Genomic DNA, 14,184 nt, shown 5'->3' with positions numbered 1-14,184 from the left:
AAGAAGATTTTAAAGATTTTTCGCATCAACCTGAGCGCTCTCTACCCACAGAAATCGCCCTCAGCAGCCTTTTGATAACGCGTTCCTTACCAAGCGTCAGCATAACCTCGTCGATGCCAGGACTTACAGTGGATCCGGTTAGAGCCACTCGAAGCGGCTGTGCAATGGTCTTCAGCGTTATCCCCCTCTCTTCTGCCAATTGCCGGAGAAACCGTTCTATTCCTCCCTTGGAATAATCTTCCAATGAAGCAAGACGAACCGCTATCGCCTCAAGATGGACGATAATCTCATCTGTGAGAAACTTTGATCTGACCTCAGGATCGTACTCAATATCATCGTTAAAATAGAATAAGCTCTTATCAACGAGTTCCACAACTGTTCGGGATCTACTCTTCAAGTCTTTCACAATATTTCTCAGAAAATCCCTATCTTCTTTTTTTATACCCTTCGCACGCCAAAAAGGAAGTGCTGCATCTACAAGTTTTTCTGAATCATACTGCTTTATGTAATACTGATTTAACCAAAGCAACTTATCTGGGTTGAAAACTGCCGCTGATCTACCCACTGCATCCAGATCGAAATATTCGATCAACTCCTCTATGGTAAATATCTCTTGATCACCGTGTGACCAACCTAACCGTGCTAGGTAGTTCACCAACGCCTCGGGCAAGTACCCCATATCTCTATAGGCAAGAACTGACATCGCACCGTGGCGTTTACTCAACCTTGTGCGATCTGGACCAAGTATCATCGGCACATGGGCAAATTCAGGAATGGAGAAACCTAAAGCTTCGTATAGCAAAATCTGGCGGGGGCTGTTATTCACATGATCGTCACCTCTTATTACGTGTGTGATCCCCATCAAAGCATCATCAATCACCACTGCAAAGTTGTAAGTTGGAAAACCATCAGCACGCTCTATAACCAAATCATCCATCTCTTCATTACTAAAACTTATCCACCCCTTTATGAGGTCTCTAAATCTCGTGGTACCCATCTTTGGGGCCTTAAATCTAACTACTGCTCCTTCTACCTTTTTTAGACCCCTGTCACGACAGGTACCATCATACTTAGGTTTTCGACCCTCCGCTATGGCCATTCTCCGCTTAGTCTCCAGCTCCTCAGGAGAACAAACACAGTAATAGGCTTTATCCTCCGCAATTAACTTTCTCACCATGGATCGATAAATCTCAATCCTGTCCGTTTGGAAGTAAGGACCCTCATCCCAGGTCAAACCCAACCATGTTAGAGATTCCAGAATAGCCCGGGTTGACTCCTCCGATGAACGTTTCAGATCCGTATTCTCCACCCTGAGAATGAACTTCCCCCCATGATGCCTGGCAAATAACCAGTTGAACAATGCCGTTCTCGCACCACCGATATGAAGATGCCCTGTTGGTGAAGGAGCAAACCTCGTTCTTACAGGCTTCTTACCACTCAAAATGCACCAACCCTCTCGAGTCAAATGGGGCTTTTATATTGACCGTATATATATTTGTCAAGTTCCTCAAATAGCAACATGATATTTTGTTCTTGACATGACTTTTATTTTGTAATGTAATTAAACCTTTCAAAAAATTCAAAGCTTAGAAGCATATGAAGATTAATGTAAACAGAATCCCTGATGAAGGTTTACATCTCAATTTTTTTAAAGACCGGGAGTGGTTATCACAACAGCTTCCCAGTAACGACCCCCTTCCTTTTAGTAGCACAGTTGTACAAGTAACATGCACGTTAAAAAGGGCACGGCGAAATGTAATAGTTGATGGGTTAATTTCCACATCTCTGATAATGGCGTGTAGCAGATGTTTAGAGGCAGTAACCTTTCCTGTGGAATGTTATTTCCGCTACGTTATAACACCTTATCATCAAATAGTAATCCACAGTGAAGAGCTAGAACTAAGCAGTGAAGATCTTGATGTGACCTATTACGACGGCGAAACCATTGACCTTGAGACATTAATATACGAACAGTTAATACTTGAAGCCCCTATGAGAGTTCTCTGCAGGGACGATTGTCAGGGGATCTGTCCAACATGTGGCAAAAACCGGAACATCGAACCATGTTCCTGCAGCAAAGAAAAGGTAGATGAACGTTTCGCCATACTAAAGAAACTCAAGGTTGTAAAATAACCCTTTGAAGAGGTAGATCTATGGCTAATCCTGTAAAAAGACATTCGAAGGCGAGAAGAAACAAAAGAAGAGCCCACGACTTCCTTACTTCTCCTTCCCTTTCTTTATGCCCACAATGTGGGGGGCATAAACTACCCCACAGGGTATGTGGTCAATGTGGAACGTACCGGGGAAGAGTGATCACAGCGATTGAAAAAACGGTCACATGATCGTAGAAAAGGTGGCCCTTGTAACAGGGGCATCCCGCGGTATCGGAAGGGCAATTGCAGTAAAACTAGCAAAGCAGGGGTCCTTCGTTTACATCAATTATATACAGAATGAAAAAGCTGCTCTAGAAACCTTAAAAGCCGTAGAAGAAATTGGAGGAAAAGGTCGTTTATGTCCTTTTGACGTTCGGAACGAAGACGCGGTTCAGAGAAACATAAACTCTATAGCTAAAGAATGGGGACATATAGACATCTTAGTCAATAACGCTGGTGTTTGGGTTGGGGGTCCCCTCCTAAGATTGGGTAACTCCGTCTGGGAAAAAGTCATAGGTACTAATCTGCAGGGGACTATCAACTGCTGTCGCGCAGTTATCCGCCACATGATCAAAAGAAAGTCGGGCAAAATTATAAATATCACCTCAATTACGGGTGAAACAGGAAACGCCGGCGACACTTTATACTCAGCTTCGAAAGCGGGAATTATCGGTTTTACAAAATCCCTGGCAAGGGAAGTTGGTTCTAGAAACATCTGCGTAAATGCTGTAGCCCCGGGGCTAATAGAAACAGAGATGACAGCCACAATGTTAAGCGAAACTAAGGAAAAAATAAAGGAGATCATCCCTTTGAAAAGATTTGGCAAACCTGAAGATGTTGCGAACGTTGTCGCTTTTCTTGCCTCCGATGATGCAGAATACATAACTGGTCAGGTATTCCGCGTCAATGGTGGTCTTTATATGTAAAAAAACGGAAGTTCAGGAGGAATGCTATATGTCGCTTGAGGCAAAGGTCATCGAAATCATAATGGAACAGTTAGGTGTAACCCGGGAGGAATGCGTTCCGGAGGCGTCATTTGTGGACGATTTGGGAGCCGATTCCCTTGACCTTGTTGAACTCATCATGGAAATGGAAGAAAATTTTGGCATTCAGGTTTCGGACGAAGAACTAGAAAGAATACGAACAATAGGAGACGTTATAGCGTTTTTGCGAAGCAAAGGCGTCGAATAAACTCCAAAAAAAAGGAGGTCTTTCTTGAAAAGACGTGTTGTGGTCACAGGTATGGGTGCAGTAACGCCTCTGGGTAACAGTGTAGAAGAATCGTGGGTTGCTGCATGCAGCGGAAAATCGGGAATAGGACCCCTTACTAAGTTTGATTGCCAAAATTTCGAAACACGGATTGCAGGGGAGCTGAAAAACTTTGACCCACTAAAACACGTAACAAAAAAAGAATTGCGTAGATACGATGACTTCATCATATATGCCCTCGCAGCCGCTGATATGGCCGTCGATCACGCCCGTCTAAAGTTATCCTCTAAAGAATGCAACAGAGCAGGAGTGATTATAGGTTCTGCAATCGGTGGTCTTTCCACAATGGAAGATGCGAAAGAGAGGATCCTCTCAGGGGGACCCAACAAGATGTCACCTTTTGATGTGCCAGCTGTGCTTGCAAATTTGGCAGCTGGCCACGTCTCTATAAGGTTTAACCTTAAAGGACCAATTGCCTGTCCTGTGGCTGCCTGCGCATCAGGTACTTATGGTATTGGTGATGCGTTCCGAATGATTCAGTATGGCTATGCTGATGTCATGATTGCAGGAGGCGTGGATGCAGCAATTACACCACTTAGCGTCGGCGGATTCAACGCTATGCGTGCTCTTTCGAGGAAAAACAATGAGCCTGAGCGGGCAAGCAGACCCTTCGACAGAGACAGAGATGGTTTCGTTATCGCCGAGGGGGCTGCCCTGCTCGTACTGGAGGAACTCAATCATGCTCTGGAGCGGGGCGCAACAATCTACGCAGAAATTGTAGGGTACGCCATTACCAGTGACGCCTATCACATGGTAGCGCCACCAGAAGGGCACGAAGGAGCTGCGCGATGCATGGAAGCGGCCCTTGTTGATGCTGAACTCACCAGAGAGGATATAGATTACATCAACGCACACGGGACATCTACACCGCTGAACGATTTATACGAGGTGCAGGCCATTCGTAGGGTATTTGGTGATCATATTCATAAAATATCAATCAGTTCAACAAAATCCATGACTGGTCACATGTTAGGGGCCGCAGGTGGTGTGGAGGCAATATTCTGTGTCATGGCGATAAAAGAAGAAATCATACCCCCTACGATAAATCTGTTCAATCCCGATCCCGACATGATGGATTTGGATTTTGTACCTCATAAGGCAAAGAAAAAAGAAGTAAGGGCGGCTATGTCAAACTCCTTTGGGTTTGGCGGAACCAATGCTGTACTAATTTTCAAGAAATTCAAATCATGAATAAAATAGAAACTATAATAATCGGTGCCGATCACAGAGGATATCGCCTCAAGGAGGCTGTCAGAACAATACTTGAGGAATTAAATTTAAATGTAGCGGATGTGGGTACAAACAGTGAAGAACCGTCAGATTATCCCGATTATGCAGCGGCTGTAGCACGATCAGTTTCTCAAGGGGAGTTCAAACGGGGAATTCTGGTATGCGGTTCTGGAGCGGGTATGGTTATTACGGCCAACAAGTTTAGAGGTATTAGGGCAACATTGTGCCTGAACAAAAAAATGGCGTACCTCAGCAGAAGACATAACGACGCCAACATTCTAGTTCTTTCAGGTATGTGGACGACCCCAAAAAAAGCGTCAGAAATCGTGAGGATCTGGCTTGAAACTCCCTTTGAAGGGGGTCGGCATGCGAGGCGTATTGAAAAAATCACTCTCATCGAAAAGGCTAACGGCCTTTAAAACAAAAGGAGGTAAAATCCTATGCTTTCTCACCTAAAAGTGGTTGATCCTGAGGTGGCAAGGGCAATACTCTTGGAGACCCACAGACAAGCAAGCAAATTAGAGCTAATTGCCTCGGAGAATTTTGTTAGCAACGCCGTCCTTGAGGCTCAAGGATGCGTCATGACAAACAAATATGCTGAAGGTTATCCGGGTAAAAGGTATTACGGTGGCTGCGAATACGTGGACATTGTGGAAAACCTCGCTATCGAACGTTGCCGGAAACTGTTCGGTGCTGACCATGTAAATGTCCAGCCACATTCGGGAACACAGGCAAACATGGGAGTATACTTTGCAGTTCTTCAGCCAGGTGACACAATACTGGGGATGAACCTATCCCATGGAGGTCACCTATCCCATGGAAGTCCGGCAAACTTCTCTGGGCGTCTTTACAACGTCGTATTTTACGGTGTGAATAGAGACACAGAAGAGATCGATTTCAACGAGGTGGAAGAGCTGGCAAAGAAACACAAACCAAAACTGATTGTAGTAGGTGCCAGCGCATATCCCCGAACAATCGATTTCCAGAAATTCAGAGAAATAGCAGACGCAACGGGAGCAATGATAATGGCCGATATCGCCCACATCGCGGGCCTTGTGGCTACAGGTTTACACCCTTCTCCTATCCCCGTTTGTGAATTCGTCACATCCACAACTCACAAAACACTCCGTGGACCAAGGGGTGGTCTCATCATGTGTAATGCAGAATACGCCTCCCTAATCAACAGTCGCATGTTCCCAGGAACCCAGGGAGGACCCCTAATGCACGTAATTGCAGCCAAAGCAGTAGCTTTCAAAGAAGCACTAACAGAGGAATTCAAAAAATACCAGGAACAAATCGTGAAAAACGCAAAGGCCCTTGCGGCAACACTGAAGAAAGAAGGGTTCCGTCTCGTCTCTGGAGGTACGGACAATCACCTTATGCTTATAGATCTTACCGACAAGGGAATCACAGGCAAAGAAGCCCAAGAAGCTCTCGACCGCGCTGGTATAACAGCTAACAAAAACAGCATTCCCTTTGATACCAGAGGTCCCCAGGTTACCAGCGGGCTGAGACTCGGTACTCCTGCTTTAACAACGAGAGGAATGAAAGAAGGAGAAATGGAACTGATTGGACAGCTCATATCTACCGTGCTGAGAAACATAGACAACGAAAAGATAATCAAAGAAGTTAGAGAACAAGTATCCCAGTTATGTGAAAAATTTCCACTCTACGCGGATCACCTGAAAGGTGTAAACATCGAGGAACTCAACCCAGCTGAAACATGATACATGATGCAAGAGAGCTAAAGATCACGAAAACACGACCATCATGGGACGAATATTTTATGAGTATTGCTGAACTCGTGGCGTCCCGATCGACATGCTTGCGCCGGGCGGTGGGAGCAGTCCTCGTTATAGAAAAACGCATACTCTCTACAGGCTATAACGGCGCACCTTCAGGTCTTAGGCACTGTTTAGAAGTTGGCTGTATGCGGGAACAAAACAATGTACCATCCGGGGAACGTCATGAGCTCTGCCGTGGGCTTCATGCGGAACAGAACGCCATCATCCAGGCGGCAAGACACGGTGTGGTCACCAAAGGGGCAAGCCTTTACTGCACACACCACCCCTGTGTAATTTGTGCAAAGATGATCGTAAATGCTGGAATTACAACAGTAATTATAAAAGATCCCTACAGTGATCCCCTCTCATCAGAGATACTGCGGGAAGCAATGACAGAGGTACGCAAACTGTGAAATGCCCATTCTGTTATTATCACGAAAACAAAGTTATCGACTCTCGTATTAGCAAAGATAGTAATGCCATCCGTCGACGGAGGGAATGTCTCGGTTGTGGCAAACGATTCACAACTTACGAAATAGTGGAAGAAATATATCCCATGGTAGTAAAGAAAGATGGACGTAGAGAACCTTTCGACAGAATGAAAATAAAAAATGGCCTCTTGAAGGCGTGTGAAAAGCGGCCTATAAGTGTTGATGAGATCGACCGCATTGTAGATGAGGTAGAACGGGCCTGTCAGGAGATTCAGGGAAAAGAGGTATCATCATCATTTATCGGGGAGAAGGTAATGAATGAACTCCATAAACTTGACAAGGTGGCATACGTGCGTTTCGCTTCAGTATACCGACAGTTTCGAGATGTAAATGACTTTTTTGACGAATTGAAACAACTCCTCAACGCCAAAAGGGACTGAGCGTGTTTACAGGAATTATACAGAATCTTGGCAAAGTTAAACAGTTAAGTAAACAAGGTGAAGGTGCACGCATTGTAATTAAAACAAACTTGAACCTTGAGGATCTGAAGATCGGGGACAGCATAGCTGTCGATGGAGTTTGTCTTACGATTACACGCGTTTCAGTAAATGAATTCACTGCAGACGTTTCAGCAGAAACGCTGAACCGAACCACCCTCGGTAATTTGAAATTGGAGTCTCTGGTCAACCTAGAAAAACCTCTAAGACCGACAGATTTTTTGGGTGGTCATTTCGTTTTGGGGCATGTAGACGGAATTGGTTACATAAAGATAAAGGAAACGAAAGTCTCCTCGACCGTAATTGCCATCGAAACTAAAAACGAGCTTATGAGGTACATTGTGGAAAAAGGATCAATTGCGGTCGATGGTGTGAGTCTTACAGTGAATCGTGTACTTGACAATTGTTTTTACGTGAATATCATTCCCCACACAGCAAGTGTAACTACTTTAACAATGAAGAAAATCGGTGACCAGGTAAACATCGAAACAGACATTATCGGTAAATACATCGAGAAATTCGTGAGTTTAAAAGAAAAAACTAAAGAAGAAAGAATAACTCTGGAATTTTTGCAGAAGCACGGTTTTGTGAGGTGATGACATGCCCATAAGCTCCATACCTGAGGCACTTGAAGATATTCGTCAGGGAAAGATGGTAATTTTAGTGGACGATGAAGACAGAGAAAATGAAGGTGATCTTTGCATGGCAGCTCAGTTTGTGACACCTGAGGCCATAAACTTCATGGCAAAGTACGGTCGCGGATTGATCTGCCTGACACTAACAGAGGAACATGCGGATAGATTGGGCCTAAAACCCATGGTTCCGGAAAACAGATCCCGCTTCGGAACGGCATTCACAGTTTCCATTGAAGCCAGAAGGGGTGTAACAACTGGAATTTCAGCCCATGACAGAGCTACAACGATCTTAACGGCAGTTGCTGATGACGCAAAACCCGAAGATTTGGTGAGTCCCGGTCACGTATTTCCTATCCGTGCGAGAAAAGGAGGTGTTCTTGTCCGTACGGGTCAAACAGAAGGGTCCGTGGACCTTGCCCGATTAGCTGGACTAAAACCGGCAGCGGTGATCTGCGAAATTATGAAGGACGATGGGACGATGGCGAGAATGCCTGACCTTGAAAAATTCGCCGCCGAGCACAATCTAAAAATAGTAACTATAGCGGACATAATCAATTACAGGTTAAAACACGAATCCTTAATCCGACGAGTGGCATCAGCAACTCTGCCCACTCGCTGGGGAGGTGAGTTCAAGGTAACAGTATACGAAAACGATGTAGATGATTTACAGCACATAGCGCTCGTCAAGGGAGAAATAAAACCCGATGAAGCAGTTCTCGTAAGGGTGCATTCTGAATGCGTAACAGGCGACGTATTCGGATCAGAACGGTGTGATTGCGGTGATCAACTTCATCGAGCTATGGAAATGGTAAAACAGGAGGGAAAAGGTGTCATCGTTTATATGAGACAGGAGGGGCGAGGTATAGGACTTGTAAACAAAATCCGCGCTTACGCCCTTCAGGAACAGGGTAAAGATACGGTTGAAGCGAACATCGCCCTCGGGTTTAAGCCAGACCTGCGGGACTACGGTATTGGTGCCCAGATTCTTGCAGATCTGGGAGTGCGAAAGATGCGACTCATGACAAACAACCCCAAAAAAATTGTCGGCCTTGAAGGTTACGGCATACAGATAGTTGAAAGGGTTCCCATCGTAATCGAACCCAACGTCAACAATGTCCACTACCTTAAAACAAAAAAACAGAAATTAGGACACTTACTATAAAATCAGAGGTCAATAAACATGCCTGTAAAAACTGTGGAAGGGAAAATCGTTGCTAAAGGAATGAAATTCGCCATTGTGGCGAGTCGCTTCAACGAATTTATCAGCGGGCGCCTCATCGAAGGAGCGATCGACGCCCTTACAAGAGCAGGAGCAGAGGAGAAAGACCTCTATATTGTTAAGGTCCCAGGAGCCTTTGAACTCCCACTCGTTGCAAAAAAGTTAGCAAAAAGTGGACGTTTTGATGCAATCATTTGTCTCGGAGCCATAATCCGTGGTGCTACGCCGCACTTCGAATACATAGCGGCTGAGGTTTCAAAAGGAATAGCCAACGTAACCCTGGAAACAGAGATACCAATAGCTTTCGGTGTTTTAACAACGGATACCATTGAGCAGGCCATCGAAAGAGCGGGTACAAAATCGGGCAATAAAGGCTGGGATGCCGCCATAACGGCAATCGAAATGGTAGATCTTTTCAGAAAGATTTAAATGCACAACTTCGATGCACCGCAGGAGAAGGTCGAGGGAAATTGCCCTCCAGATCCTTTACAGTTTGGATATCTACAACAGAGATGTAGAAGAGGCCTTCGAACTCTATTTCCAAATATATGGGATTCCAGAGGATATCAGTGATGGGAAGGACATCCGTGATTTTTCCCTCAGACTCGTCCAGGGCGTATGGGAACATCGTGACGAAATAGATTCCATTATAGGCAACTATTCAGAACATTGGACAATAAGTCGCATGGCGGTAGTAGATAGATGTATACTCCGAATGGCAGTATACGAGTTGCTCTACTGTAATGACATTCCACCTAAAGTAACCATAAATGAAGCTATTGACCTCGGAAAACTTTACGGGACGGAAAACTCGGGAGCCTTTATAAACGGTATACTTGATGCGATATACAGCAAGATGGAAAAATAGAATCCACTCTGGCTAATTTTCCTTGACATACTTCCTCCATGTGGTAATGTGCTCACACAGCGGTGATTTAAGGGTAACTTGCTCCGCTATATAAATGTGCTAAAGCACCAAGCTAAAATACACAGTTTAAACCCGTGCTTTGGTGCGGGTTTTTTATTTACCCCTGAGGAGGATTAAAAAATGCAAATTACAGCAGAAAGCGTAAAGATTGGTCATCCTGACATCGTCGCTGATATGATAGCTGCCCATATCATTGCTGATATCCTCGACAAAGAAAAGCAATTGGGGTTGTCTTTGCAAAACATGCCTCATTGTGGTCTCGAGGTATTCCTCGGGAAAGGATTATGCCTAGTTGGTGGTGAAGTAAGAACTAGGGTAAATGTGGAGGTTGAGCGGATTGCTAGAGAAACGGTTCTAAAAATAGGTTACAACAGCTCAGCCGTGGGGCTCGACGGCAATGTAATGGGGGTGTTAAATGCAATTATACCCCAATCCCCCGATATAAACCTGGGTACTAGCATGGAGCACAACGTAGAAAGAGAGGTGGGGGCAGGCGACCAAGGCATAATGTATGGTTTCGCCTGTGACGAAACGCCGGAGTTATTGCCATTACCATACGTGTTGGTTAGCCGACTTATGAGAGCTTTTGAAAGGTGTGGTGATCCTGTTTTTGCACCCGACGGTAAAGGGCAGGTTTCGGTTGAATACGACGATAAAACAGGAAAGCCAAAAAGGTTAGTCAAAGTGCTTGTTTCCAATGCTGTAGATTACAGATTTGTAAAGGGAAATAAAGAGAAGGTGAAAGAAAAAGCTAAAAAAATTGCCTTCACATGCCTTAAGGAATGGGTGGATAAAAAAACAGAATTTTTGTTCAATCCCACCGGTGAGTGGCAGGCGGTAAACTCATGTAGCGCTGCCGACTCAGGTGTAACAGGCCGCAAGTTGGTTGTCTATTTTTACGGAGGATATCCAGGAGCACAGGTTGGCGGTGGTTCAGTGGTTAACAAGTCGCCGGAGAAGGTGGATTGCTCTGCTGCATTCGGAGCTCGCTACGTGGCAAAAAACATTGTTGCTGCAGGATTGGCACAAAAGTGTTCAGTACAATTGTCTTACGCCATAGGTATAGCTAGACCATTCTCAATATACGTAAACACATTTGGAACAGGAATAATCCCTGATCGCCAGCTTGACAAAATTGTATCTGAACTATTTGATCTCCGTCCCGGAGCGATGATTGAGCGTTTTGATCTCCTCAACGGAGATATCTACAGAAGAATCCCAGTCACCTTCTTCCTCGATGATTATCCATGGGAAAGAACAGACATGGTTGAGATTCTTAGAAAGGCAGCGGGTGTTTGATGCTCTAAGCTCTCAACCCATTACGACCTCGCATAAACAAAATCACTGAGGAAATTTCAACAACACGATTAGTTGTATATATTGAATTACGCCTGCATATATGCTACGGATGTCAAAATAAAATCTCTTTCAGGGAGGCAACCATGAACCTCCGTTATAATCCTCAAGAAATTGAAGTGAAATGGCAAAAAATATGGGAGGAGAACAAAACCTTTCACGTTGAAGAGGACACTTCAAAACCTAAGTACTACCTTCTCGAGATGTTCCCTTATCCCTCAGGTAAAATCCATATGGGGCATGTGCGCAACTACACAATCGGTGATGTAATTGCCCGTTACAAAAAAATGAAAGGGTTTAACGTGTTACATCCCATGGGATGGGATGCTTTTGGAATGCCCGCTGAAAATGCTGCTATTGCCCATGGGATTCATCCGGCCATCTGGACCAACGAAAATATAACCACCATGAGGCAACAACTCAAACGTTTAGGATTTAGCTATGACTGGGAAAGAGAGATTTCCACATGCGAACCTGAGTACTACCGTTGGGAACAGCTATTCTTCCTGTGGATGTATGAAAAAGGTCTAGCGTACAAAAAATCCTCTTTTGTCAACTGGTGTCCCCAGTGTCAAACGGTACTTGCAAATGAGCAAGTTGAAGGTGGTTTGTGCTGGAGATGTTCAAGTGAAGTTACTATCCGTGAACTAGAACAATGGTTTTTCCGCATAACCGCCTATGTAGAAGAACTGCTGGACTATTGCGACAAACTAAAAGGCTGGCCGGAGCGTGTGCTCACCATGCAAAAGAATTGGATTGGGAGAAGTTACGGATGCGAAATTACATTCCCTATGGCCGATGGAAATGGAGAAATTAAAGTGTTTACTACTCGACAGGATACAATTTTCGGTGCGACTTTTATGTTGATCGCGGCGGAACACCCATTGGTCATGGAACTTGTTAAGGGAAAGGACCGTGAAATAGAGGTTCGAGAATGGGTTGATAAGATCAAAAAGCAGGATAAAATTCTAAGAACCTCCGATTTCTATGAAAAAGAAGGTATCTTCCTCGGTACTTATTGCTTAAATCCAGTAACCAAACGTAAAATGCCTATTTATGCCGCCAACTTCGTTCTCGCAGACTACGGCACAGGGTGCGTCATGGCCGTTCCTGCTCACGATCAGAGGGACTTCGAATTTGCCAGGAAATACAATCTCCCCATCATCATCGTTATACAACCTCACCAAAAAGCCCTAAACATACAAACAATGGAAAGAGCGTACGAGGGAGACGGGGTTCTCGTAAATTCTGGACCTTTCAACGGCCTTGAAAATAGAGATGCGATGGACAAAATTGCTGACTATCTGGAAAAAATGGGTCTGGGTAAAAGAACGGTCCAGTACCGTCTGCGTGATTGGGGTATTTCAAGACAGCGCTACTGGGGAGCACCTATACCCGTAGTATACTGCGACAAGTGTGGTATCGTTACCGTCCCTGAAGAGGACTTACCCGTTATTCTTCCAAAAGACGTGGAGTTTACAGGTGAGGGGGGATCACCCCTGGCAAAAAACGAAGCTTTTCTGAACACCTCATGTCCAAACTGCAGAGGTCCCGCAAAGAGGGAAACTGACACCATGGATACCTTTGTGGAGTCTTCATGGTACTTTAACCGGTTCTGCTGTGCCAATTACGACAAAAAACCTGGTCTGGACCGTGAAAAACTGGATTACTGGATGCCTGTAGATCAGTACATAGGGGGAATTGAACATGCCATATTACACCTACTGTACTCCAGATTTTATACAAAGGTGCTGAGAGATTTCGGGATTCTAGGATTTGACGAACCTTTTATAAATTTACTTACACAAGGCATGGTTTGCAAAGAGAGCACCAAGTGCCCGACTCATGGATATCTGTACCCGTACGAAGTGGAAAACGGTAAATGCAAACATTGTCAATTGCCAGTTGTAATAGGAAAAGTTGAAAAAATGTCCAAATCTTTGAAGAATGTGGTAGATCCAGATTATCTCGTGGAAAAGTACGGCGCAGATACTGTGAGGATGTTCTGTCTTTTCGCCGCCCCGCCCGAAAAAGATCTAGAGTGGAACGATCAGGGGGTGGAAGGGATCTTTCGTTTTCTCAATCGTGCATGGAGAATCATTGTTGATTACTTGGATGAAATAAAGAACATTCCAACCTGTTCCAGTCCAGAAGCCATTGAAGGTGAGATAAAAGCGCTCAGAAAAAAAACCCACCAGACGGTGAGAAAAGTCACGAGGGATATTGAGGATAGGTACCACTTCAACACAGCAATAAGCGCTATTATGGAACTAGTAAACGCACTATATGCGACACCTAAACCATCAGATAGTTTAGGCCTAAGTGTAATAAGGGAAACCATTGAAACCCTGCTTAAACTCCTATCCCCCATTGTTCCTCATTTCGCCGAAGAACTCTGGAGTCATCTCGGTATGAGAGAGATGCTGTGCAACACCCCCTGGCCAGAATACGATCCAGCAGTTGCCACTGAAGAAGAGATTACAATAGTGGTCCAAGTTAACGGTAAAGTGAGAAGTCGCATAACAGTTCCCGCAGACGAAGAAGAGAACACCATCAAGTCCTTAGCTCTGGCTGACGAAAGGGTTCAGAAATTCACAGCCGGCAAAACGATTGTGAAAGAATTCTACGTACCCAAAAAATTGATCAATATCGTGGTCAAAGATGCTTAGTAAAGAAAAAAGT

16 protein-coding genes are annotated in these 14,184 nt (G+C 44.7%); 15 read left to right on the top strand and 1 reads right to left on the bottom strand.

Annotated elements, in window-relative coordinates; all coding sequences use genetic code 11:
• Nucleotides 1-25: 25 nt before the first annotated feature.
• On the bottom strand, nt 26-1,441 hold the full coding sequence (gene gltX / locus N2317_02310) for a glutamate--tRNA ligase (GenBank protein MCX7816332.1): 1,416 nt from the start codon (nt 1,439-1,441) through the stop codon (nt 26-28).
• 155 nt (nt 1,442-1,596) lie between these two features.
• Here gltX and N2317_02305 point away from each other — a divergent pair, with 155 nt between their 5' ends.
• The 15 genes from N2317_02305 to leuS all read left to right on the top strand — a co-directional run bounded on the left by N2317_02305 (nt 1,597) and on the right by leuS (nt 14,171).
• A complete protein-coding gene (locus N2317_02305; GenBank protein ID MCX7816331.1) occupies nt 1,597-2,133 on the top strand; it encodes a DUF177 domain-containing protein in 537 nt (178 codons plus the stop codon).
• 20 nt (nt 2,134-2,153) lie between these two features.
• Nucleotides 2,154-2,342: a 50S ribosomal protein L32 gene (gene rpmF, locus N2317_02300; protein ID MCX7816330.1), complete on the top strand. Its 189-nt coding sequence runs from the start codon at nt 2,154-2,156 to the stop codon at nt 2,340-2,342.
• Nucleotides 2,339-3,079: a 3-oxoacyl-[acyl-carrier-protein] reductase gene (gene fabG / locus N2317_02295; protein ID MCX7816329.1), complete on the top strand. Its 741-nt coding sequence runs from the start codon at nt 2,339-2,341 to the stop codon at nt 3,077-3,079. The genes rpmF and fabG overlap by 4 nt, the downstream gene beginning before the upstream one ends.
• A gap of 28 nt (nt 3,080-3,107) precedes the next feature.
• Nucleotides 3,108-3,344, top strand: a complete 237-nt coding sequence (gene acpP / locus N2317_02290; GenBank protein MCX7816328.1) for an acyl carrier protein — start codon at nt 3,108-3,110, stop codon at nt 3,342-3,344.
• 24 nt (nt 3,345-3,368) lie between these two features.
• Nucleotides 3,369-4,613: a beta-ketoacyl-ACP synthase II gene (fabF, locus tag N2317_02285; GenBank protein ID MCX7816327.1), complete on the top strand. Its 1,245-nt coding sequence runs from the start codon at nt 3,369-3,371 to the stop codon at nt 4,611-4,613.
• The gene (gene rpiB, locus N2317_02280) at nt 4,610-5,071 is read left to right on the top strand and encodes a ribose 5-phosphate isomerase B (protein MCX7816326.1); all 462 of its coding nucleotides are present in this window, start codon (nt 4,610-4,612) and stop codon (nt 5,069-5,071) included. Before fabF ends, rpiB begins: the two co-directional genes overlap by 4 nt.
• Before the next feature lie 21 nt (nt 5,072-5,092).
• Nucleotides 5,093-6,379 carry a serine hydroxymethyltransferase gene (locus N2317_02275; protein MCX7816325.1) on the top strand — a complete coding sequence of 429 codons (1,287 nt, stop codon included), beginning with the start codon at nt 5,093-5,095 and terminating at the stop codon, nt 6,377-6,379.
• Nucleotides 6,376-6,849 carry a dCMP deaminase family protein gene (locus N2317_02270; GenBank protein MCX7816324.1) on the top strand — a complete coding sequence of 158 codons (474 nt, stop codon included), beginning with the start codon at nt 6,376-6,378 and terminating at the stop codon, nt 6,847-6,849. The genes N2317_02275 and N2317_02270 overlap by 4 nt, the downstream gene beginning before the upstream one ends.
• Nucleotides 6,846-7,307 (top strand): transcriptional regulator NrdR, encoded by a 462-nt coding sequence (gene nrdR / locus N2317_02265; GenBank protein MCX7816323.1) that lies wholly within the window; start codon nt 6,846-6,848, stop codon nt 7,305-7,307. The genes N2317_02270 and nrdR overlap by 4 nt, the downstream gene beginning before the upstream one ends.
• Nucleotides 7,308-7,309: 2 nt before the next feature.
• Nucleotides 7,310-7,960 carry a riboflavin synthase gene (locus N2317_02260; protein ID MCX7816322.1) on the top strand — a complete coding sequence of 217 codons (651 nt, stop codon included), beginning with the start codon at nt 7,310-7,312 and terminating at the stop codon, nt 7,958-7,960.
• A gap of 4 nt (nt 7,961-7,964) precedes the next feature.
• Entirely contained in the window at nt 7,965-9,161 is a 1,197-nt protein-coding gene (locus N2317_02255) for a bifunctional 3,4-dihydroxy-2-butanone-4-phosphate synthase/GTP cyclohydrolase II (protein MCX7816321.1), read from the top strand.
• An 18-nt stretch (nt 9,162-9,179) separates the two neighbouring features.
• Nucleotides 9,180-9,647, top strand: a complete 468-nt coding sequence (gene ribE / locus N2317_02250; protein MCX7816320.1) for a 6,7-dimethyl-8-ribityllumazine synthase — start codon at nt 9,180-9,182, stop codon at nt 9,645-9,647.
• A 13-nt stretch (nt 9,648-9,660) separates the two neighbouring features.
• On the top strand, nt 9,661-10,086 hold the full coding sequence (gene nusB, locus N2317_02245; protein MCX7816319.1) for a transcription antitermination factor NusB: 426 nt from the start codon (nt 9,661-9,663) through the stop codon (nt 10,084-10,086).
• Between the two features lie 180 nt (nt 10,087-10,266).
• Nucleotides 10,267-11,445, top strand: coding sequence for a methionine adenosyltransferase (gene metK, locus N2317_02240; protein MCX7816318.1), 1,179 nt, complete (start codon nt 10,267-10,269; stop codon nt 11,443-11,445).
• Between the two features lie 143 nt (nt 11,446-11,588).
• On the top strand, nt 11,589-14,171 hold the full coding sequence (gene leuS, locus N2317_02235; GenBank protein ID MCX7816317.1) for a leucine--tRNA ligase: 2,583 nt from the start codon (nt 11,589-11,591) through the stop codon (nt 14,169-14,171).
• Nucleotides 14,172-14,184 lie beyond the last annotated feature (13 nt).

Source organism: Syntrophales bacterium (assembly GCA_026417625.1).
In the GTDB taxonomy this organism is placed as follows: Bacteria; Desulfobacterota; Syntrophia; order Syntrophales; family UBA8958; genus JAOACW01.
This window is presented reverse-complemented; position numbering and strand designations above follow the sequence as displayed.

What these genes read in the sequence shown, in the direction of transcription:
- N2317_02305 (MCX7816331.1), top strand. Translation starts at nt 1,597, where the DNA reads ATGAAGATTAATGTAAACAGAATCCCTGATGAAGGTTTACATCTCAAT.
- rpmF (MCX7816330.1), top strand. Translation starts at nt 2,154, where the DNA reads ATGGCTAATCCTGTAAAAAGACATTCGAAGGCGAGAAGAAACAAAAGA.
- fabG (MCX7816329.1), top strand. Translation starts at nt 2,339, where the DNA reads ATGATCGTAGAAAAGGTGGCCCTTGTAACAGGGGCATCCCGCGGTATC.
- acpP (MCX7816328.1), top strand. Translation starts at nt 3,108, where the DNA reads ATGTCGCTTGAGGCAAAGGTCATCGAAATCATAATGGAACAGTTAGGT.
- rpiB (MCX7816326.1), top strand. Translation starts at nt 4,610, where the DNA reads ATGAATAAAATAGAAACTATAATAATCGGTGCCGATCACAGAGGATAT.
- N2317_02275 (MCX7816325.1), top strand. Translation starts at nt 5,093, where the DNA reads ATGCTTTCTCACCTAAAAGTGGTTGATCCTGAGGTGGCAAGGGCAATA.
- N2317_02270 (MCX7816324.1), top strand. Translation starts at nt 6,376, where the DNA reads ATGATACATGATGCAAGAGAGCTAAAGATCACGAAAACACGACCATCA.
- N2317_02255 (MCX7816321.1), top strand. Translation starts at nt 7,965, where the DNA reads ATGCCCATAAGCTCCATACCTGAGGCACTTGAAGATATTCGTCAGGGA.
- ribE (MCX7816320.1), top strand. Translation starts at nt 9,180, where the DNA reads ATGCCTGTAAAAACTGTGGAAGGGAAAATCGTTGCTAAAGGAATGAAA.
- nusB (MCX7816319.1), top strand. Translation starts at nt 9,661, where the DNA reads ATGCACCGCAGGAGAAGGTCGAGGGAAATTGCCCTCCAGATCCTTTAC.
- metK (MCX7816318.1), top strand. Translation starts at nt 10,267, where the DNA reads ATGCAAATTACAGCAGAAAGCGTAAAGATTGGTCATCCTGACATCGTC.
- leuS (MCX7816317.1), top strand. Translation starts at nt 11,589, where the DNA reads ATGAACCTCCGTTATAATCCTCAAGAAATTGAAGTGAAATGGCAAAAA.